This is a genomic window from Cyanobacteria bacterium QS_8_64_29, from assembly GCA_003022125.1.
Classification (GTDB): Bacteria; Cyanobacteriota; Cyanobacteriia; order Cyanobacteriales; family Rubidibacteraceae; genus QS-8-64-29.
Map to the genome: position 1 here is coordinate 26,464 of PXQH01000052.1, position 17,402 is coordinate 43,865.

A 17,402-nucleotide genomic window follows, 5' to 3' on the forward strand; every position below is an offset into this window, starting at 1 on the left:
GCAAAGCCGGCTGCAGGCAACTGCCTGACGCAATGGCAAGCCCTCACGGTGCCGCACAGCTGTAGGGTGGCGCAAGCGCAGCTCGAGGCGGTGCTTGCAACAGCTCGCCCAAATCGACATCGCGCTCGAGCAGGCAGGTGTGGCCGCTTTGGGGCAAAACTGTGACGCGCGCCTCGGGCAGTTCGCGCGCGAGGCGTTGGGCTTCTCGGACCGAGGGCAACAGCCGATCAGCCCCACCGGCTAGCAACAAGCTCGGCACCCTCAGCGATCGGAGGGCATCGCGGCTGAGCTGGAAGCGTTTCAGCAGCAGCAGCCGCCAGCGCAGGGTCTCTAACGGGAGTGCCTGCATGACCGCCAGCAGCGCCCGGCGCTGTGCCGGCTCGACGCGCTGCGGCGCCGTCAGCAACGGTAGCAGTCCCTGCGCCGCCCAGCGGTAAACCCCCTGCGGCAGCCAGGGCGCCACTTCGGCGGCGTAGCCCAGTAGCGGCCGATCAGGGCACGTGGTTGCCGGATTGACCAAAATCAAGCGCTCGAGCAGGTGGGGCGCTTGCAGCGCCACCTGCAGGGCCAGGCAACCGCCAAAGGACTCGCCGCACAAATGGATGGCCCGATGGCGCGAGGCCGCTTGGCACGCGCGCAGCTCGGCCACAACGCGCTGGGCCAGAGCCTGCCAATCGCGGCGATCGCTGGCCGGGAGATGCAGGCAGCGCATGTCAAAACGGGGCGCCAGCGCGGCCGCCTGCCGCGCGTAGAGCTCTCCCGTGCCGTCCAGCCCTGGCAAAAAAACGAACAGCGGCCGTTCGGGCTGCGGCGGCTGCGGGGCGAACAAATGCAGGCAATCGCGGCGCGGCTGCATGAATCGGCCTAAGCTGGAACGGCGCTTGCGCTGGGGAAGCTAGAGGACCCGTGACCCTAGCTTAATACTACAGTCGCGGATCGAAAATCGGCTATCCATCTTGGCAACGCACAACTGCTGGAGTTTGGTTATCTCCACATGCCAACAGATACAACATCGCACTGCTGGTAGTTCCAGGTGCAAACGCCGCTCTACTACGTCAACGATGCGCCCCACATCGGCAGTGCCTACACCACCATGGCCGCCGATGCAATCGCGCGCTTTGCGCGATTGCAGGGGCGCCCGGTGCTCGCCATTACCGGCACCGACGAGCACGGCCAAAAAATCCAGCGCACGGCCGAGGCCCAAGGGCTGGATCCGCAAGCGCAGTGCGATCGCGTTGCCGCCAGCTTCGATGCCCTCTGGCAGCGGCTCAACATTCGCTACGACCGCTTCAGCCGCACCACCGCCCGGCGCCACGCCGCGATCGTGGCCGAGTTTTTCCAGCGCGTCTGGGATGCTGGCGACATCTATTTAGGCCAGAAGCAGGGCTGGTACTGCGTCTCCTGCGAGGAGTTCAAAGACGAGCGCGAGCTCACCCAGACTGGCAACTGTCCGCTCCATCCCAACAAGCCCGCTGAGTGGCGGGACGAGCAAAATTACTTTTTCCGGCTCTCGCGCTATCAGGGGGCGCTGGAGTCGCTATTCGAGCGCCACCCCGAATTCGTCCGGCCCGAGGCGCGGCGCAACGAAATGCTGGCGCTCCTAAACCAGGGCCTGCAGGACTTTTCCATCTCGCGGATCGATCTGCCTTGGGGCATTCCGGTGCCCACTGATCGCCGCCACACCATCTACGTCTGGTTCGATGCGCTGCTGGGCTACGTGACGGCGCTGCTGGATCCCGACAGCGAGCCCACCCTGGACAATGCCCTGGCGCGCTGGTGGCCCATCGACCTGCACCTGATCGGCAAAGATATCCTGCGCTTTCACGCCATTTACTGGCCGGCCATGCTGATGTCGGCCGGCATCTCGCCTCCCAAGCAGATCTTCGGCCACGGCTTTTTGACCAAAGACGGGCAGAAAATGAGCAAGAGCCTGGGCAACACGCTCGATCCCGTTGCACTAGTGGATCGCTACGGCTCGGATGCCGTGCGCTACTACTTTTTGCGCGAAATCGAGTTCGGCCAGGACGGCGATTTCAACGAAACCCGCTTTGTCAATCTGCTCAACGCCGACATTGCCAACGACTGGGGCAACTTGCTCAATCGCACGCTCAAAATGGCCCGCAAGTACTGCCAGGGCCAGGTTCCCAACCATAGCGGCGCCGACTTTGGCAGCGACCACCCGCTCAAAGCCATTGGCACTGGCCTGGGCGAGCGGGTCGCGCCGGCCTACCAGGCGCTGGCGTTTCACCAGGCCTGCGACGAAATCCGCCATTTGATCCGCGCCAGCAACAAGCACCTCGACGATTGTGCCCCCTGGAGTGCCTACAAAGCCGGCCGACAGGCCGAGGTGGAGCGGACGCTGTACGCCGTACTGGAATCGGTCCGCCTGGCGAGCTACCTGCTCTCGCCTATCGTTCCCAACTTGAGCGCGGAAGCCTACCGCCAGCTGGGCTTCGAGCTGGATTTTGACGATGCCGCCCAGCTGGCCGAGCGCGCCCCGTTCGAGCGGCACGCTCAGTGGGGGACGCTGCCGCCCCGGCAAGGCTTGGAAGCGCCCCAGCCGCTGTTTGCGCGCTTGGAGGTACCGCAAGCCGATCCGCTCTAGCACATCGCCAGCGGACAGAGATGTTAAGCTAGCTTAATATCAAGGTAGTCCCTGCAAGCTTTTAACCGCTTGCTTAACATTTCGATACAAACTGAGGGATAGGATGCTGGACAGTTTCGGTCAGGATCCGGTTTTTACCCCGGAGCAAGTGCTCGAGAACCGCGGCCGAATCGCCATTTTTATCGACGGCTCCAATCTGTTTTACGCGGCCCTGCAGCTGGGCATCGAAATTGACTATACCAAGATGCTCTATCGTCTGACGGCGGGATCGCGGCTGCTGCGCGCGTTTTTTTACACCGGCGTTGACAGTGCCAACGAAAAGCAGCAAGGGTTTTTGCTCTGGATGCGCCGCAATGGCTACCGGGTCATTGCCAAGGACTTGGTGCAGCTGCCGGATGGCTCCAAAAAAGCCAACCTGGATGTTGAGATTGCCGTCGACATGCTGTCGCTGGCCGGAACCTACGATACGGCCGTATTGGTCAGTGGAGATGGCGATCTGGCCTACGCCGTTGATGCCGTCAGTTACCGCGGCGCCCGCATCGAGGTGGTGAGCTTGCGCTCGATGACCAGCGACAGCCTCATCGACGTTGCTGATCGCTACGTAGACCTCGATCGCATCCGAGACGGCATTTGCAAAACGAGCCCCAGCAACGGCAACCGCCAGGGCAACGGCCGGGCGAGCGAGTACCGCAGCGTCACCAGCCTCAACGTCCTGGAAGACGGCAAATGAAGCGCCCGGCCAAGCGTTACGGCAGGCTGGCGGCGCTCGTGCTGCTTTGGGGCGTGGGCGGCTGCGGCGCGCTGTCCTCCCCCTCAGCCCAGACGGACTCGCCAGCCCAAGCGAGCGAGTCAGCGCAAGACAAACGCGTCGTGCTGGAGAACGCCACGCTGGAGCACGCCGGCAAGCGCGGCCAAACGCGCTGGAAGCTGCAAGTCGAGCGCGTCCGCTACAGCCACGACCGCCAGCGCGCCCAGCTTGAGGGCCTGCGCGGGAACCTCTACCGCCAGGGCGAGTTGGTCTTGCAGGTTGAGGCCCAACAGGGCAAGCTCGCGCGCGAGCGCCAGACCCTGACTTTTCAAGGCGAGATCGCCGCTACCGATCCGCGCAATGCGGTTACCATCCGCAGCGACCGGCTGGCGTGGCAAGCCCAGCAAGGCATTTTGGTCGCTCCCAATCGCCTCAGCGCGCGCACCCCCCAAGCGGCGGTTTCGGCGCAGCAGGGGCGCTACAAAGCCAGCCAGCAGCAGCTAACGCTGACCGGCGGCATTGAAGCCCAAACCCAGGACCCGGCAGTGCGGCTGCAAACCCAACGGCTGCGCTGGTCGCTGGCCCAGCAGGAGCTCACTACCGATCACCGCGTGCGGCTCGAGCGCGAGCGCGCTGGCGCCCAGCCCGATGGGCTGGTTGCCGGGGGCGCAACCGTGGCGCTACCCGCCACCCGCGTGCAGTTGCAGGAGCGCGTCACGCTGCAATCGGTTGCCGATTCGCTGCAGCTGGCAACCGAGCGCGCCCTCTGGCGCCCCCAGGCACGCACGGTAACCTTCGAGCGCCCCGTTCGCGCTGTCGATCGCGATGCTGGGGTAACGCTCGAGGCCGCCCGCGGACAGCTCCAGCTCGAGGCCGAGACTATCCGCCTACGCGGTGGCGTGCGCGCCCGGCGCGAAGACGGGCAGGCTAAGCTCTACGCCCGGCAGCTCAGTTGGGATATTTCCCAGCAGCACCTGCGCGCCCAAGGCGAGGTCGCGTACCGGCAGCAAGATCCCCCGCTGGCGACTGCCGGCAGCACGGCAACCGGCCGGCTGGCGCAAAAGCAGATATCAGTGCAAGGCCAGTCTGGCGAGCAGCGCGCTGTGACTCAGATCGCGCCCCAATCGCCGTCCAGTCAGTAGCGCGCCCAGCGTTGGGGACGCTGCCGCCCGCTCGCCGCAGTGCAGGCGCTCAGGCAGCGTTTGATAGAATCTGTAGGGTTTAGCGACGCGCACGTTGGAATGGCAGCGACGCGGACGGCAATTGCGGTGGATGCCATGGGCGGCGATCGCGCCCCGGATGCGATCGTCGCGGGCGCGCTGCAAGCCGTGCCCGAGTTGGGAGTCGACGTGCTGCTGGTGGGCGTCCCCCAACAGCTAGAAGCCTCGCTAGAGCAGCACCTGGGCTCGGATCGCAACCGGCAGGACTGGCGCGAGCGCATTGAGGTCGTGCCCTCCGAGCCCGCCATCGGCATGGATGAGGAGCCCACCGTTGGCGTCCGGCGCAAGCCCCAGGCCTCTATTAACGTGGCGATGGATTTGGTCCGGCAGGCGCGGGCCGATGCCATCGTCTCGGCCGGCCACTCGGGCGCTGCCATGGCAGCGGCGATGCTGCGCTTGGGGCGCCTGCGCGGGATTGATCGCCCGGCCATTGGCACGGTGTTTCCCACCATGGACCCGGACAAGTCGGTCATCGTGCTCGATGCCGGCGCGATCGTCGACTGCCGCCCCAAGTACTTGGAACAGTTCGCCCTCATGGGGACGATCTACAGCCAGTACGCCCTGGATGTCGCCCACCCCAGGGTGAGCCTGCTCAACATTGGCGAGGAGGCCTCCAAAGGGAACGAACTCGCGCTCAAAAGCTACCAACTATTGCAGGCCAACCCTCAAATCCCGTTTGCGGGCAATGTTGAAGGGCGCGACGTTCTCTCGGGCCGATTCGATGTCGTGGTCTGCGACGGCTTTGTCGGCAACGTGCTGCTCAAGTTTGCCGAGGGGGCCGGCGAGGCAATCTTGCAGATCCTGCGCGAAGAGCTCCCTCGAGGTTGGCGGGGCAAGCTGGGGAGCGCGCTGCTGGCCCCCAATCTCAAGCGCGTCAAGCAGCGCGTCGATCACGCCGAGTACGGCGGCGGCTTGCTGCTGGGCGTAGCCGGTATCTGCATCATCAGCCACGGGGACTCGCAGGCCCCCTCGATTGCCAGCTCCTTGCACCTGGCAGCCGAGGCCAGCCAAAACCAGGTGCTCGAGCGCATCCGGGCCTGCGAGTCCCAAGCCAGCGACCGCGAACGCTCGGCAACGCCGCCCTCGGCCGATAGTGATCGCGTGGGCGAGGTGGAATCGAGCTAAGCGCTCGCCAGCGCCCCAGGAGAGGCCCCGTGGAGCAGCTAAGGTACGGCATTGCCATCACGGGCAGCGGCTCGGCAGCTCCGAGCACCGCGCTCGATAATGACGATCTCAGCCAGATCGTGGCGACCTCCGACGACTGGATCCGCCCGCGCACTGGCATCCGCGAGCGCCGCCTGGCCGCGCCCGAGGAATCGCTGACCGAGTTTGCGGCGCTCGCGGCCGAGCGCGCGCTCACCATGGCCGGCCTCTCGGCAGCCGAGCTGGATCTGATCGTGCTGGCCACCTCCACCCCAGACGACCTGTTCGGCAGTGCCAGCCACTTGCAGGCCTCGCTGGGGGCCTCGCGCGCCGTTGCCTTCGATCTGACCGCCGCTTGCTCAGGGTTTGTCTTTGGCTTGGTCACCGCCGCCCAGTTCGTGCGTACCGGCGCCTACCAAAACGTGCTGCTAGTCGGCGCCGATTTGCTCTCGCGCTGGCTGGATTGGACGGATCGCAGCACTTGCGTGCTGTTTGGCGACGGCGCTGGGGCCGCCGTGGTCCGCGCCCGCTCCGACGGCGAGGACGGCCTGCTGGGCTTTGAGATCTGCAGCGACGGCACCCAGTGCGATGCCCTGACCCTGAGCTGCGCCCCCAAGCCCCGCTCGCTGCTGGGCAACGTCCGCGTGGGCAGCGGTCACTACCAGGCGATCGCCATGCAGGGCCGCGATGTCTACCGCTTTGCTGTCGCCCAGGTACCGGAAGCGATCGCCAAGGCGCTCCACCGGGCGCAGCTGAGCTCGCAGCAGCTCGACTGGTTGCTGCTCCATCAGGCCAACCAGCGCATCCTGGATGCCGTCGCCCAGCGCCTGGAAATGCCCAGCGAGCGCGTGGTCAGCAACCTGGCGCGCTACGGCAACACATCGGCCGCCTCCGTGCCGCTGGCGCTCGATGAAGCGGTGCGCGCCGGGCAGATCCGCTCCCGCGATATTGTGGCGACGGCTGGCTTTGGGGCAGGTCTCAGCTGGGGGGCCGCCATTTTTCGATGGGGAAGCGACGGAGGGAGCGATCGCCAATGAAGCCAACGGCATGGGTCTTTCCCGGTCAAGGCTCGCAGGAAAGCGGCATGGAGGCCGATCTGGGCGAGGTGCCAGCCGCCCAAGACCGGTTCAAGACGGCCGAGCGCGTGCTGGGCTGGTCGGTTCCGGCTGTTTGCGGCGGCGATCGCCAGCAGCTGAGCCAAACGCGCTACACTCAACCTTGCCTCTACACCATCGAGTGCGTCCTGGTGGATCGCCTGTGCGAGCGCGTGCCCTCGCCGGCGCTGGTTGCCGGCCACAGTCTGGGCGAGTACGTCGCCCTCTACGCGGCCGGGGCCTTGGATTTTGAGACTGGGTTGCGGTTGGTGGCCCAGCGAGCGGCCTTAATGGATGCCGCCCAGGGCGGCAAGATGGTGGCATTGATGAAGTTCGAGCGCGAGCAGCTGGAGGCGCAGCTGGCGGCAACCCCGGACGCGGTGCTGGCCAACGACAACAGCCCCGCCCAGGCTGTTATCTCGGGCAAGCCCGAGGCCGTTGATGCCGTCGTCGAGCGAGTCGGCGCCAAGCGAGCCATCCCGCTCGAGGTCTCGGGGGCCTTCCACTCGCCGCTGATGGCCGAGGCGGCCCGCTCCTTCGCGCAGGTGCTGGATGCGGTGACGCTGGCCGATGCCCGGATGCCGGTGCTGCCCAACGCCGACCCGCGGCCCATTACCGATGGAACAACCCTCAAAGCCTGCCTGAGACAGCAAATGACCGCCCCCGTGCGCTGGCGCGAAACAGTCCTGCAACTGCGCGATTCGGGCATCGAGCGCGTGATCGAGGTGGGGCCGGGCAAGGTCCTGCAGGGCCTGATCGGCAAAACCTGCGCCCCGATCGCCGCCACCGGCGCCAGCAGCGCCGTCCAAATCGATGCCCTCGCGGCTGCTGCCTGATGGAACCCACGGTCTCGAGCTACGCGCTGCCCCAGCTGGCTTCCGGCGATCGCCCCACGCTGCAGTTATACCGCTTTAGCGGGGCGCGCACCGGGCCGGTGGCCTACCTACAGTCCAATCTGCACGGGGCCGAGATTGTCGGCAATGCCGTCATCCACGAGCTGATCGCGTGGTTGCGCGGCCTCGAGCCCACCCAGCTTGCGGGCGAGATCCGGCTGCTACCGGCTTGCAACCCGGCTGGGACCAACCAGCGCGGCCACTTTTTTGCCACCGGGCGCTACAATCCTTACGACGGTCGGGATTGGAACCGCATTTTTTGGGACTACACCCAAGACGATCCCGATCTGGGGGCATTCGCCCGCCAGCGCCTGGGGTGGGCGCGCGAGGCGATCACGCGCGACTACGACCGCACTCTCCAAGATGCCTTCGAGGCGCAGGCGCAGCGCGCCCAGCGCGCCAGCAGCTTGCCCTACAGCGACCAGTACCGCAACCTGCTGCAATCGCTGTGCCTGGATGCGAACTACGCCATCGATATCCACAGCTCCAGCAACCGGGCCGTGGGATTTCTCTACGGCTTTAGCGGCCGCGAGGCGAGCGCCGGCGCCTTTGGGTTGGAGCTGGGCGTCTTGCTGGCCGAGGCCGACTGCGATGGGGTGTCTTTTGATGAAGCCTTCATCAAACCCTGGCTGGCACTGGAAAACGCCCTGGCTCAGGCCGGGCAACCTACTCAGTTCGAGCGCGAATCCTGGACCCTGGAGCTAGGGGCCGGCATGCAAATGCAGCCCCAGTTCGTGCGCCAAGGCACCAGCGGCATCCAGCACTATTTGGCCCAACAGAGCATGGTTGCCCCCGAGGCCGTCCCCGCCAGCCAGAGGGCGCCCTGTCCCCTGGACTGGGTCAGCAAGGACCAAATCCATAAGTACTACGCCCCCGGCGGCGGCATGGTGCAGCCAGCGTGCCAGCTGGGGGCGCGCGTCGCACGCGGCGAGCGGCTCTACTGGCTGCTGCAGCTGGACAAAACCGGCGGATTGCCGGCCGCTCAGGCAGTGACGGCCGAGGCTGACGGCCTGGTGTTCGATGTGGCCACCAACCATGCCGTCAACCAGGGCGAGTACGTGCTGACCGTGTTGGAGTCGGCCCCGTAGTTGCATCCCATGGCAGCTGAGGATCCCCCCACAGCGCTCGAGCGCGCCGGCGACGCCATTCCGGTTGCGCCCGAAGGGTTCCGCTCGGGCTTTGTAGGCATTGTTGGCCGGCCCAATGTAGGCAAATCCACGCTCATAAACCGGTTGGTGGGCCAACAGGTCGCAATCACGTCTTCAGTAGCCCAAACCACGCGCAACTGCCTGCAGGGTATTGCAACCGGCGAGCAGGCCCAGCTCATCTTTGTGGATACCCCCGGCATCCACAAGCCCCACCACGAACTGGCGCGGGTCCTGGTAGCCAACGCGCGCAACGCCATCGATGCGGTGGATGCGGTGCTGTTTGTGGTAGATGCCTCGGTCCCGCTAGGAGGCGGCGATCGCTTCGTTGCCCGCCTACTGGCTGCCAGCCCGCTCCCGGTGGTGCTGGCACTCAACAAGCGCGACCGGCAACCCCCCGACTGCCAGCCCTTGGACGCTGGCTATACCGAGCTGGCCCAGGCCAACGGCTGGTCTTGCTGCAAAGTCTCGGCCGCGACGGGGGCGGGCCTGGAGGCGCTGCAGCAGCAGTTGGTGGCCCAGCTACCGGTGGGACCGTACTACTACCCGCCGGACGCGGTTACTGATCGACCCGAGCGTTTCATCATGGCCGAGGCCATTCGCGAGCAAGTGCTGTACCAGACGCGCAACGAGATCCCGCACTCGGTGGCCATTACCATCGACCGCATCGAGGAAGCCCCCGAGCAAACCGCGATTTGGGCCACCATCTGCGTGGAGCGCAAATCGCAAAAAGGCATCCTCATCGGCAAGCACGGCAGCGTGCTCAAGGCCATCGGCACGGCCGCGCGCGAGCGCATCCAGGCGATTGTGGCGGGCAAGGTTCATCTGGAGCTGTTCGTCCGCGTGCAGCCCAAGTGGCGCCAGTCGCGGCGGCAGCTGGCAGAGCTGGGGTACGAGCTTGAGGCTTGAGCGAGCCGCATTTGCTATAACGGAGTGCCTCAAATGCGACCACTGGATGATGGCTCGGGCAATGCAGGCACTACGGCGATCGGGCTGCTTGCTGGCCGGGTTGGGGATCGCCGCGATCGCGCCGGCGGCCCCAGCGCGGGCGCTGCAAGTGGGCATCATCCAGCAGTTCGGCCGCTCCGAGCTCGAGCGCCTGACGCTGCGCGCACCGGCCGGCGAGACGCTAACGGCCTCGTTCCCACAGCGTGCAGAGCCGACACCGCTGCAAGCCCGCAAGCTCGAGCTGAAAGTGCGCTGGCAGCGGTTGCGACTGCCGCAGATTCGCGAGCGCGTCGTTTTAGGCGAGCGCGCCACGTTCGAATCGGCCGAACGGCTGGCGCGGCAGTGGCAGCAGCGCGGCGTCGAGACCGCCATCACCCAACCTGACCGCTGGCAGGTCTGGGCCAAGCCCCAAACCTACGGTTCGCTACTGTCGCGGCGCTGGTTGCTGCACGGCCTCCGGCAGCAAGGCTACGAGGCCCCCTCGTTGCAAACGCGCCTCATCCAGCGCGTCCCGGCCGTGGCCCTCCTGACCGGGCAAGGGCAAAAGCGCTTGGTGGGCCGCTCGCCGGATGGCGGGCATGCCAATCCCGTCCTGGTCCGGATTGCCAGCTCCGGCGATCGCATCCGCGTTGAGCCCCAAGGCGCCGATTGCCCGGCGCGTCCCTATCCGGGCGAGCTCAAGCTGCAGCGGGATTCCTACGGCAGCTATACCCTGGTCAACGCCGTCCCGCTGGCGGCGTACTTGCGCGGCGTCGTCCCTTATGAAATCGGCGCCGATGCGCCCCAGGCTGCCCTTGAGGCCCAAGCCATCATCGCGCGCACCTACGCCCTGCGCAACCGGCGGCGCTTTGCCGCCGACGGCTACCAGCTCTGTGCCGATGTCCACTGCCAGGTCTATCGCGGGCTCGCGCGCACTAACCCGCGCATCGATCGCGCCATTGCCGCCACCGAGCGGCAGGTACTGACCCATGGCAACGAGCTCATCGACGCCCTCTACTCGGCCACCACCGGCGGCGTCACGGCCGAGTTCGATGACATTTGGAACGGCCGCAACCGCCCTTACCTGGAGCCCATCGTCGATGCCACCCAACCGGTCTGGGATCTCGAGCAGCGCCCGCTGGCAGACAAGCAGGCCCTGCGCCAGTTCCTCGCTCGCGAGCGCGGCTTCAACGAAAGCGGCGACAGCACCTTCCGCTGGCGCCGAGAGCGCTCGCTCGAGGCGCTCGCCGACGACCTGCGCGCTTACCTCAAGGCCAGCTATCGCCAGGGGCCGGATTTCGAGCAGCTGCAGGCACTCGAGGTAACTGAACGTGCCCGCTCGGGGCGCGTGCTGGAGCTAGTCGCGCGCACCGACGCTGGCCCAATCGTGCTCACCAAAACCGAGATCCGCAGCGCGCTAAAGCCACCGCGCAGCACGCTGTTTTACCTAGAACCGCTGTATGCAAGCGAGGCGCAACAGAGGCTGACCGGGTATGCCTTTGTGGGGGGTGGCTTCGGCCACGGCGTTGGCCTGAGCCAGACGGGCGCGCAGACGCTAGCGCGGCAGGGATGGTCCGCCGAGCGGATCCTGGCGTTTTATTACCGGCAAACCGAGTTGCGCCGCCTGGGTGGTTCCGTGGCGCTCGAGCGGCGCCAGTCGGCTGCTACGCGGCAGTAGCCGTGCCGCGGTACTGCATTACCGCCACCGGCAGCCGCAGGACGGTGCGGGCTAGGGCAGCCGGGGCAAACTTGCGGCGCAGCGATCGCGGCAGGTCCCGCCAAGCCACGGCCTCAAAGCCCAAACGCCCAAAAAACTGCGCCCGCTGCCGGCCCAAGCACTCCAGATACAGCGGCTGCGTGGCAGCGCCAATGGCATGCCGCGCGATCGCCGTGCCGATGCCGCGCCGGCGCCAGCCTGGGGCAACGACGACGCTGCCCAGCTCTTGCGCCTCGGCAAAGCGACGCAGTTGCCCGCATCCCACCAGCTGGCCTTTGCAGTCCACGACCCAAAACTGCTGCCAGCGCAGCTGGGTGGGATCGAGCTTGGCTTGCCAGACCAAGCGGCGGATGGCTGGCAGGTCCCGGGCGGTTGCCGCTCGGAGCGCGCAGCCCGCCGGCAGCTCGGTCTCAGGCATGGCAGCCAACGCCAGTCAGCGTTCCCCAGCGACTCGGTAGGTAACCTTAGCACTGCTCAGCCCGGACTCAGCGCCGCCTGCTTGAATGGAGCCAGTTCCCTCGTGCCAGAGTGGAGGACAGACCTGGAGGAACGACTATGGTCCAAACGCCCGTACGAGCCGGCATTACCCCCTTCCGCGACAAGATCGGCGGATCGCTGAGCAAGCACCCCATTCGCGTGCTGCAAATCAATTTGGGCAAGCGCTGCAACCTGGCCTGCACGCACTGCCACGTTGAGGCGGGACCCAATCGCACCGAGGAGCTGAGCCCCGAGGTCCGCGATCGCCTGATCGCTCTAATCGAGCGCTTCCCGCAAATCGAGACCGTCGATCTCACCGGCGGGACCCCCGAGATGAATTTGGGCTTTCGCCCGCTGGTGGAAGCGGCTCGAGCCCAAAACAAGCAGGCGATCGTTCGCTCCAACCTCTCCATCTACTTTCAGCCGGGCTTTGAAGATGTCCCCGAGTTTTGCGCGCGCCATCAAGCGCGCGTGGCAGCCTCGCTGCCCTGCTACCTCCCCAACAACGTTGACAGCCAGCGTGGCGCCGGCGTTTACGACGCCTCCATTCGCGCCCTCCAGCGGCTGAACCAACTGGGCTACGGGCACGATCCCGAGTTAGTGCTGGATTTGATCTACAACCCGCCCCTACCGCTGAGCGAGGACGGCTTCCGGCTACCGCCACCGCAGCAAGGGCTGGAGCAGGACTACAAGACGCATCTGCAATCGCAGTTCGGCATTCAGTTCAACAACCTGCTCACCCTAGCCAACTTGCCCATCGGGCGGACCAAGCAGTTCCTGCAGCGCCAGCAATTGCACGCCGCTTACCTGCGCTATCTGGAGGCCAACTTCAACCCCCAGACCGTGCCCAACGTCATGTGCCGCAACCAGCTCTCGGTGGACTACACCGGCAACGTCTTCGACTGCGATTTCAACCAGATGGAGAACCTGCCAGCGCAAACGCCCGACGGCGAGCCCGTCACTGTGGAGAAGCTGCTGGCGCTCGATAGTCTCGATGCCATCGAGCAGATCCAAACGCGGCCTTACTGCTACGGCTGCACGGCGGGCAACGGTTCCAGCTGCGGCGGCTCGCTGGTGTAGGGCGAGTGCCAGTTGCCTGCCGGCTCACCCTGACGGTGGCTGACGCTGCCACCGGCCCAAGGCTAGTCCCACCCCCAGCGCTACAATGACCAAGGCACCAGCGGCCAGGGCCGCCTCCCACGCCGAGAGCGCCACGGCTACATCGGCGGCGTAGGGCGCCAAATCGCGGGGGCCGATCTGGGTCATTTGCGGCACCTCGCCAAGACCGTAGACGCATAGCTCGCCGCCACTGAGCGAACAAAAGTTCTCGCTCGGGCAGGCGGTCAGGATCTGGGGCGATTCGCCCTCGCCGCAGGCAATGCCTTCCTGGCGCAGCAGCTTGCGCACGATTTGGGGATATTGGGTGACAACTTCTGGCATGGGAAATAGGGCTGGCTATTGCTGCTTCCGGTCTAGATTAGCGACAGCGCATCCCTTGCCGGCCCAGGAGCGGCGAATGGGGTAAAATCGCCCGTCGCAGGCCCAACAGCAACGAGCGAGGACAGCCATGGCCGCCATCCGCGAGCTGCACCAGCAGCTAGTGCGCCGGGAGCGCTCGGCGCGCGAGATTGCCGAAGAGGCGATCGCGCGCATCCGCTCCCAGGACCCGCAGTTGCAAAGCTTTTTGCACGTCACTGAGCAACAAGCGCTCGAGGCGGCGCAAGCCGCGGACGACCGGATTGCGGCTGGCGAGTCAGTTGGGCCGCTGGCCGGGATTCCCGTTGCGCTCAAAGACAACATTTGCACCCAGGGCATTCCCACCACCTGCGGCTCGCGGATTTTGGAGAACTTTGTTCCGCCCTACGACGCAACCGTGGTGCAAAAGCTCAAGCAGGCGGGGGCCGCGATTGTGGGCAAAACCAACCTGGACGAGTTTGCCATGGGCAGCTCCACCGAGAACTCGGCCTTTCAGGTTACCGGCAACCCTTGGGATCGCGCGCGGGTTCCGGGCGGTTCCTCGGGGGGCTCGGCGGCGGCGGTCGCCGCGCAAGAAAGTTGCGTGGCCCTAGGCTCGGACACTGGCGGCTCGATCCGGCAGCCGGCGTCTTTTTGCGGCATTTTGGGCCTCAAGCCTACCTACGGCTTGGTCTCGCGCTATGGGTTGGTGGCCTTTGCCTCCTCGCTCGATCAGATTGGGCCGCTGGGGCGCAGCGTCGAGGATGCGGCGCTGCTGTTGAGCGCGATCGCTGGACCCGATCCCTACGACGGCACCAGCTTGAACGTCACGGTCCCCGACTACACCCAGTTTCTGAGCCCCGAGCTCCCGCAAGGCGGCCTCAAGGTGGGCGTTATCCGCGAGACCTTCGAGCAAGGCTTGGATGCCGAGGTGGCAGCAAGCGTCCGCCAGGGGATCGACCGGCTGCAGGCGCTGGGCGCTGAGGTCAGCGAGGTGTCGTGCCCGCGCTTTGACTACGGCTTGCCGGTTTACTACATCATCGCGCCCTCAGAAGCTTCCTCCAACCTGGCCCGCTACGACGCGGTGCGCTACGGCATGCGCGCCCAGGATGCTGAGGATTTAAACAGCATGTATGCCCGCACGCGCGGAACGGGATTTGGCGCTGAGGTCAAGCGCCGCATCATGCTGGGAACCTACGCCCTCTCGGCCGGGTACTACGATGCTTACTACCTCAAGGCGCAAAAAGTTCGCACGCTCATCAAGCAGGATTTTGAGGCAGCCTTCGAGCAGTTTGATGTCCTAGTAGCCCCTACCTCGCCGACCGCGGCATTTCAAGCAGGCGAGAAAACCGACGATCCGCTCAGCATGTACCTCTCAGACCTGATGACTATCCCGGTCAACTTGGCCGGCCTACCCTCGCTGAGCGTGCCTTGCGGCTTTAACAGTGAGGGGTTGCCCATTGGGATGCAACTGATCGGCAACGTACTGCGCGAGGACTGCATCCTGCAGCTGGCGTATGCCTACGAGCAAGCAACGGCGCCGTCGCAATAAGGGGGCTTGTTAAGCTAGGTTAAGCGCGCTTCTCCCGCCCCTGGAGCCGATGCAGCAGCTCACCTCGCTTCCGTTAGGCAAAGTTGCGCTCGCCCTACTGGGGGTAGCGGCGGCCGGCTACGCCCTTATCTGCCTGGTGCTTTGGGCCTGGCAGCCGCACTTGATTTTTAAGCCCACGCGCTCGCTAGAGCGCACCCCAGCGGATGCAGGCGCATCCTACGAGCAAGTCTGGGTACCGCTGGAGGAGACAGGCGAGCGCCTCTACGGTTGGTGGTTGCCGAGCGCGGCCCGTGACGCGCGCCCGTTGCTCTACTTGCACGGCAATGGCGGTACCATCGGCATCAACCTAGAGCAAGCCCAACTGTTGCGCGCGTTGGGCTTTTCCGTGCTGCTGGTTGACTATCGCGGTTACGGTCGCAGCGACGGGCCGTTTCCCAACGAGCAGCGCGTCTATCAGGATGCGAAGGCGGCGTGGCGCTATCTGGTGCGGCAGCGCGGTTACGCGCCCGAGCGCATCTGGGCTTACGGTCACTCGCTGGGTGGAGCTGTCGCCATTGAGCTGGCAACGCGCCACCCGGCCATGGCGGGCGTCATTACCGAGGCTACCTTTACCTCCATTGCCAATATGGCCCGCCATCGCGGGCCGTACGAGCTCATCCCGCTCGAGCAGCTGCTGACGCAACGGTTTGACTCGCTGGCCAAAGTCCGCTCGCTCGAGGTCCCGCTGTTGCTCATCCACGGCACTGAGGACGCGGTCGTTCCGGCCCGCATGAGCCAGGCGCTGTACGAAGCCGCCAGCGACCCCAAGCAGCTGCTGCTCGTGCCCGGCGCCAACCACTGCCTGGCCCCCCACAGCCAAAGCGCAGCCGTACTAGCTGCTTCGAAGTACCGGCAGGCGATTCGCACCTTTGTCGAGCGGAACGCAGCCGTGTCCTCCCGCTAGGAGCCGCCCCAACCGAGGTGGAGCCGCTACCAGACAAAATCGGCAACGGGATCGCACTGCTCGAACGGTACGGCACTAGCGCCACCCAGCAGCACCGTCCGCTGCCGCAGGCCCTCAACGCGCCTGGCAACGCGCTGGGGAATGCCGTAACCGCAGGCAACATGGCCTTTACCGGCTAGGACCACAATCGCGCGATCGCGGTTTTGCCGGTGGAGGCGCGCAATCCGCTGGGCCATGGTTTCGTCCCACAAGATCTGGGTGGCCCAAAAGCGCTCGAAGCCTTGGCGCTGCCGGCTACGGGGAGGGTCCCGATAGACTTGCCGAATAGCCCGGCGGTACTCGGGTGGACCGAGCTGCATTTGCGAGGGTGGGGGCAGGCAGCGCCACTCGGCGCTGCTCAGGCTCGCCAGGCCCTGCCGGGCAACTTGGCGTGCGGCCTCGGTGGGCGCATTCAGGGCTATCGCCGGCAACGCGCGGCTGCGGGCAAAGCGCAAGATGGGGGCGTAGTACTGCCAGGGGAATCCCCAGCGCTGCTCGTACTCGCTGCGCTCGCGCAGCTCGGTGTCGCTAATGTCACCGGCCAAGTAGCGATCCAGCGCGTCCTGAAAGGGCTGCTGGAACATCTCCATCGCGATGGTCAGTCGGTCGCGCTGGCGCGCCAGCGCCTGGATGATGGCTAGCTCGTCGCGGTGGTCCTGAGGCTGGGCGTGGGTCTCGCCCAAATAGACAACGTCCGCCTGAGCTAGGGCTTGCACGGTTTCCATCCGCGACAGTTGCCGCTCGCGCTTGGGAGAGTGCTCGTCGCCTAGCGCCGGCGGGGCCCCCCAGCACAACCCAGCCAGCACGACGGCAACAAGCGCACACACCAAGTCGAATGGCTGGTAGTGGTACATGGTGATTGCGGCCGCTATGGCGCAGTCGGTGTCGCGCTAGTGGCTGGGTACTGGCAGAGCGACCATGCTTAGTACTACAGCCACGGTTTGGAGTCGGGCGGTCTAGCTCGGTAGTGACAGCATCGCGCAACGCTTGGTGATGGCGACGCCAGTGCGACCAAAGCAGCGCCTGCTCGGCACTCTGCAAGCTGGGCAGTACTATCGCCAACAGTAGGCGTCGCACCTCGGGCTCGGTCAATGGGACCAGGCTCCCCCTTTTTCCCCCACCCGAGCCTCGTTGGCCTGGGCCCACACCGCCGCTGGGAACGCTAGGGCCAGCAGGGAGAGGGTAATGTGCCGGTACCAACCATGCCAGCTGCGCACCTCATATTCGTCCAAGCCCGTCTCCTGCTTGGCGGTTTCGAAGCAGGCTTCGATTCCTTGGGTAAGTACAGCTCGCGGTCGAGCAAGCAATGTCCCCGGGAGCTGCCCAGGGCCAGAAACACCCCAATCTGGCAGTTCTCTATCCGGCCGGCTGTCCCGCTGTACTGGGAGCCCCACCGAGTGCTGGCCCTTTTTGAGGAACCCTGTCTCGTCAACAATGAGCGTGC

16 protein-coding genes and 1 pseudogene are annotated in these 17,402 nt (G+C 65.7%); 12 read left to right on the forward strand and 5 right to left on the reverse strand.

Annotation, left to right across the window (positions count from 1 at the left end):
• Positions 1 to 43: 43 nt before the first annotated feature.
• Positions 44 to 856 carry an alpha/beta hydrolase gene (locus BRC58_08550; protein PSP16649.1) on the reverse strand — a complete coding sequence of 271 codons (813 nt, stop codon included), beginning with the start codon at positions 854 to 856 and terminating at the stop codon, positions 44 to 46.
• Positions 857 to 1,033: 177 nt separating this feature from the next.
• On the opposite strand from BRC58_08550, the gene BRC58_08555 reads away from it, so the two are divergent.
• From BRC58_08555 to BRC58_08595, 9 genes are all read left to right on the forward strand, one after another.
• Positions 1,034 to 2,605: a methionine--tRNA ligase gene (locus BRC58_08555; GenBank protein ID PSP16650.1), complete on the forward strand. Its 1,572-nt coding sequence runs from the start codon at positions 1,034 to 1,036 to the stop codon at positions 2,603 to 2,605.
• Positions 2,606 to 2,708: 103 nt separating this feature from the next.
• Positions 2,709 to 3,335: an NYN domain-containing protein gene (locus tag BRC58_08560; protein ID PSP16651.1), complete on the forward strand. Its 627-nt coding sequence runs from the start codon at positions 2,709 to 2,711 to the stop codon at positions 3,333 to 3,335.
• Entirely contained in the window at positions 3,332 to 4,495 is a 1,164-nt protein-coding gene (lptC, locus tag BRC58_08565) for an LPS export ABC transporter periplasmic protein LptC (protein ID PSP16652.1), read from the forward strand. Before BRC58_08560 ends, lptC begins: the two co-directional genes overlap by 4 nt.
• Before the next feature lie 99 nt (positions 4,496 to 4,594).
• Entirely contained in the window at positions 4,595 to 5,698 is a 1,104-nt protein-coding gene (locus BRC58_08570) for a phosphate acyltransferase PlsX (GenBank protein ID PSP16653.1), read from the forward strand.
• Between the two features lie 29 nt (positions 5,699 to 5,727).
• On the forward strand, positions 5,728 to 6,753 hold the full coding sequence (locus tag BRC58_08575; GenBank protein PSP16654.1) for a 3-oxoacyl-ACP synthase: 1,026 nt from the start codon (positions 5,728 to 5,730) through the stop codon (positions 6,751 to 6,753).
• A complete protein-coding gene (gene fabD / locus BRC58_08580; GenBank protein ID PSP16655.1) occupies positions 6,750 to 7,646 on the forward strand; it encodes a [acyl-carrier-protein] S-malonyltransferase in 897 nt (298 codons plus the stop codon). Before BRC58_08575 ends, fabD begins: the two co-directional genes overlap by 4 nt.
• Positions 7,646 to 8,791 carry a succinylglutamate desuccinylase gene (locus tag BRC58_08585; protein PSP16656.1) on the forward strand — a complete coding sequence of 382 codons (1,146 nt, stop codon included), beginning with the start codon at positions 7,646 to 7,648 and terminating at the stop codon, positions 8,789 to 8,791. The genes fabD and BRC58_08585 overlap by 1 nt, the downstream gene beginning before the upstream one ends.
• A 9-nt stretch (positions 8,792 to 8,800) precedes the next feature.
• A complete protein-coding gene (locus BRC58_08590; protein PSP16657.1) occupies positions 8,801 to 9,757 on the forward strand; it encodes a GTPase Era in 957 nt (318 codons plus the stop codon).
• Between the two features lie 61 nt (positions 9,758 to 9,818).
• The gene (locus BRC58_08595; protein ID PSP16658.1) at positions 9,819 to 11,453 is read left to right on the forward strand and encodes an amidase; all 1,635 of its coding nucleotides are present in this window, start codon (positions 9,819 to 9,821) and stop codon (positions 11,451 to 11,453) included.
• Here the strand turns inward: BRC58_08595 and BRC58_08600 are convergent.
• On the reverse strand, positions 11,440 to 11,910 hold the full coding sequence (locus tag BRC58_08600; protein PSP16659.1) for a GNAT family N-acetyltransferase: 471 nt from the start codon (positions 11,908 to 11,910) through the stop codon (positions 11,440 to 11,442). The two genes, BRC58_08595 and BRC58_08600, sit on opposite strands and share 14 nt — an antisense overlap.
• A 137-nt stretch (positions 11,911 to 12,047) precedes the next feature.
• Here BRC58_08600 and BRC58_08605 point away from each other — a divergent pair, with 137 nt between their 5' ends.
• Positions 12,048 to 13,049, forward strand: a complete 1,002-nt coding sequence (locus BRC58_08605; protein PSP16660.1) for a DUF3641 domain-containing protein — start codon at positions 12,048 to 12,050, stop codon at positions 13,047 to 13,049.
• Between the two features lie 24 nt (positions 13,050 to 13,073).
• Here BRC58_08605 and BRC58_08610 read toward each other — a convergent pair whose 3' ends face one another.
• Complete coding sequence (locus BRC58_08610; protein PSP16661.1) at positions 13,074 to 13,409, reverse strand: hypothetical protein; 336 nt, start codon at positions 13,407 to 13,409, stop codon at positions 13,074 to 13,076.
• Between the two features lie 127 nt (positions 13,410 to 13,536).
• Here BRC58_08610 and gatA point away from each other — a divergent pair, with 127 nt between their 5' ends.
• The gene (gene gatA / locus BRC58_08615; GenBank protein PSP16662.1) at positions 13,537 to 14,976 is read left to right on the forward strand and encodes an Asp-tRNA(Asn)/Glu-tRNA(Gln) amidotransferase GatCAB subunit A; all 1,440 of its coding nucleotides are present in this window, start codon (positions 13,537 to 13,539) and stop codon (positions 14,974 to 14,976) included.
• A 49-nt stretch (positions 14,977 to 15,025) separates the two neighbouring features.
• Positions 15,026 to 15,919 carry a phospholipase gene (locus BRC58_08620; GenBank protein ID PSP16663.1) on the forward strand — a complete coding sequence of 298 codons (894 nt, stop codon included), beginning with the start codon at positions 15,026 to 15,028 and terminating at the stop codon, positions 15,917 to 15,919.
• A gap of 26 nt (positions 15,920 to 15,945) precedes the next feature.
• Here BRC58_08620 and BRC58_08625 read toward each other — a convergent pair whose 3' ends face one another.
• Complete coding sequence (locus tag BRC58_08625; protein PSP16664.1) at positions 15,946 to 16,812, reverse strand: iron-regulated protein; 867 nt, start codon at positions 16,810 to 16,812, stop codon at positions 15,946 to 15,948.
• A 422-nt stretch (positions 16,813 to 17,234) separates the two neighbouring features.
• A pseudogene (locus tag BRC58_08630) lies at positions 17,235 to 17,402 on the reverse strand (IS701 family transposase).

What these genes read in the sequence shown, in the direction of transcription:
- BRC58_08605 (PSP16660.1), top strand. Translation starts at nt 12,048, where the DNA reads ATGGTCCAAACGCCCGTACGAGCCGGCATTACCCCCTTCCGCGACAAG.
- BRC58_08595 (PSP16658.1), top strand. Translation starts at nt 9,819, where the DNA reads ATGCAGGCACTACGGCGATCGGGCTGCTTGCTGGCCGGGTTGGGGATC.
- BRC58_08610 (PSP16661.1), bottom strand. Translation starts at nt 13,409, where the DNA reads ATGCCAGAAGTTGTCACCCAATATCCCCAAATCGTGCGCAAGCTGCTG.
- BRC58_08560 (PSP16651.1), top strand. Translation starts at nt 2,709, where the DNA reads ATGCTGGACAGTTTCGGTCAGGATCCGGTTTTTACCCCGGAGCAAGTG.
- BRC58_08585 (PSP16656.1), top strand. Translation starts at nt 7,646, where the DNA reads ATGGAACCCACGGTCTCGAGCTACGCGCTGCCCCAGCTGGCTTCCGGC.
- BRC58_08590 (PSP16657.1), top strand. Translation starts at nt 8,801, where the DNA reads ATGGCAGCTGAGGATCCCCCCACAGCGCTCGAGCGCGCCGGCGACGCC.
- BRC58_08570 (PSP16653.1), top strand. Translation starts at nt 4,595, where the DNA reads ATGGCAGCGACGCGGACGGCAATTGCGGTGGATGCCATGGGCGGCGAT.
- lptC (PSP16652.1), top strand. Translation starts at nt 3,332, where the DNA reads ATGAAGCGCCCGGCCAAGCGTTACGGCAGGCTGGCGGCGCTCGTGCTG.
- BRC58_08625 (PSP16664.1), bottom strand. Translation starts at nt 16,812, where the DNA reads ATGTACCACTACCAGCCATTCGACTTGGTGTGTGCGCTTGTTGCCGTC.
- BRC58_08620 (PSP16663.1), top strand. Translation starts at nt 15,026, where the DNA reads ATGCAGCAGCTCACCTCGCTTCCGTTAGGCAAAGTTGCGCTCGCCCTA.
- BRC58_08600 (PSP16659.1), bottom strand. Translation starts at nt 11,910, where the DNA reads ATGCCTGAGACCGAGCTGCCGGCGGGCTGCGCGCTCCGAGCGGCAACC.
- BRC58_08550 (PSP16649.1), bottom strand. Translation starts at nt 856, where the DNA reads ATGCAGCCGCGCCGCGATTGCCTGCATTTGTTCGCCCCGCAGCCGCCG.
- fabD (PSP16655.1), top strand. Translation starts at nt 6,750, where the DNA reads ATGAAGCCAACGGCATGGGTCTTTCCCGGTCAAGGCTCGCAGGAAAGC.
- gatA (PSP16662.1), top strand. Translation starts at nt 13,537, where the DNA reads ATGGCCGCCATCCGCGAGCTGCACCAGCAGCTAGTGCGCCGGGAGCGC.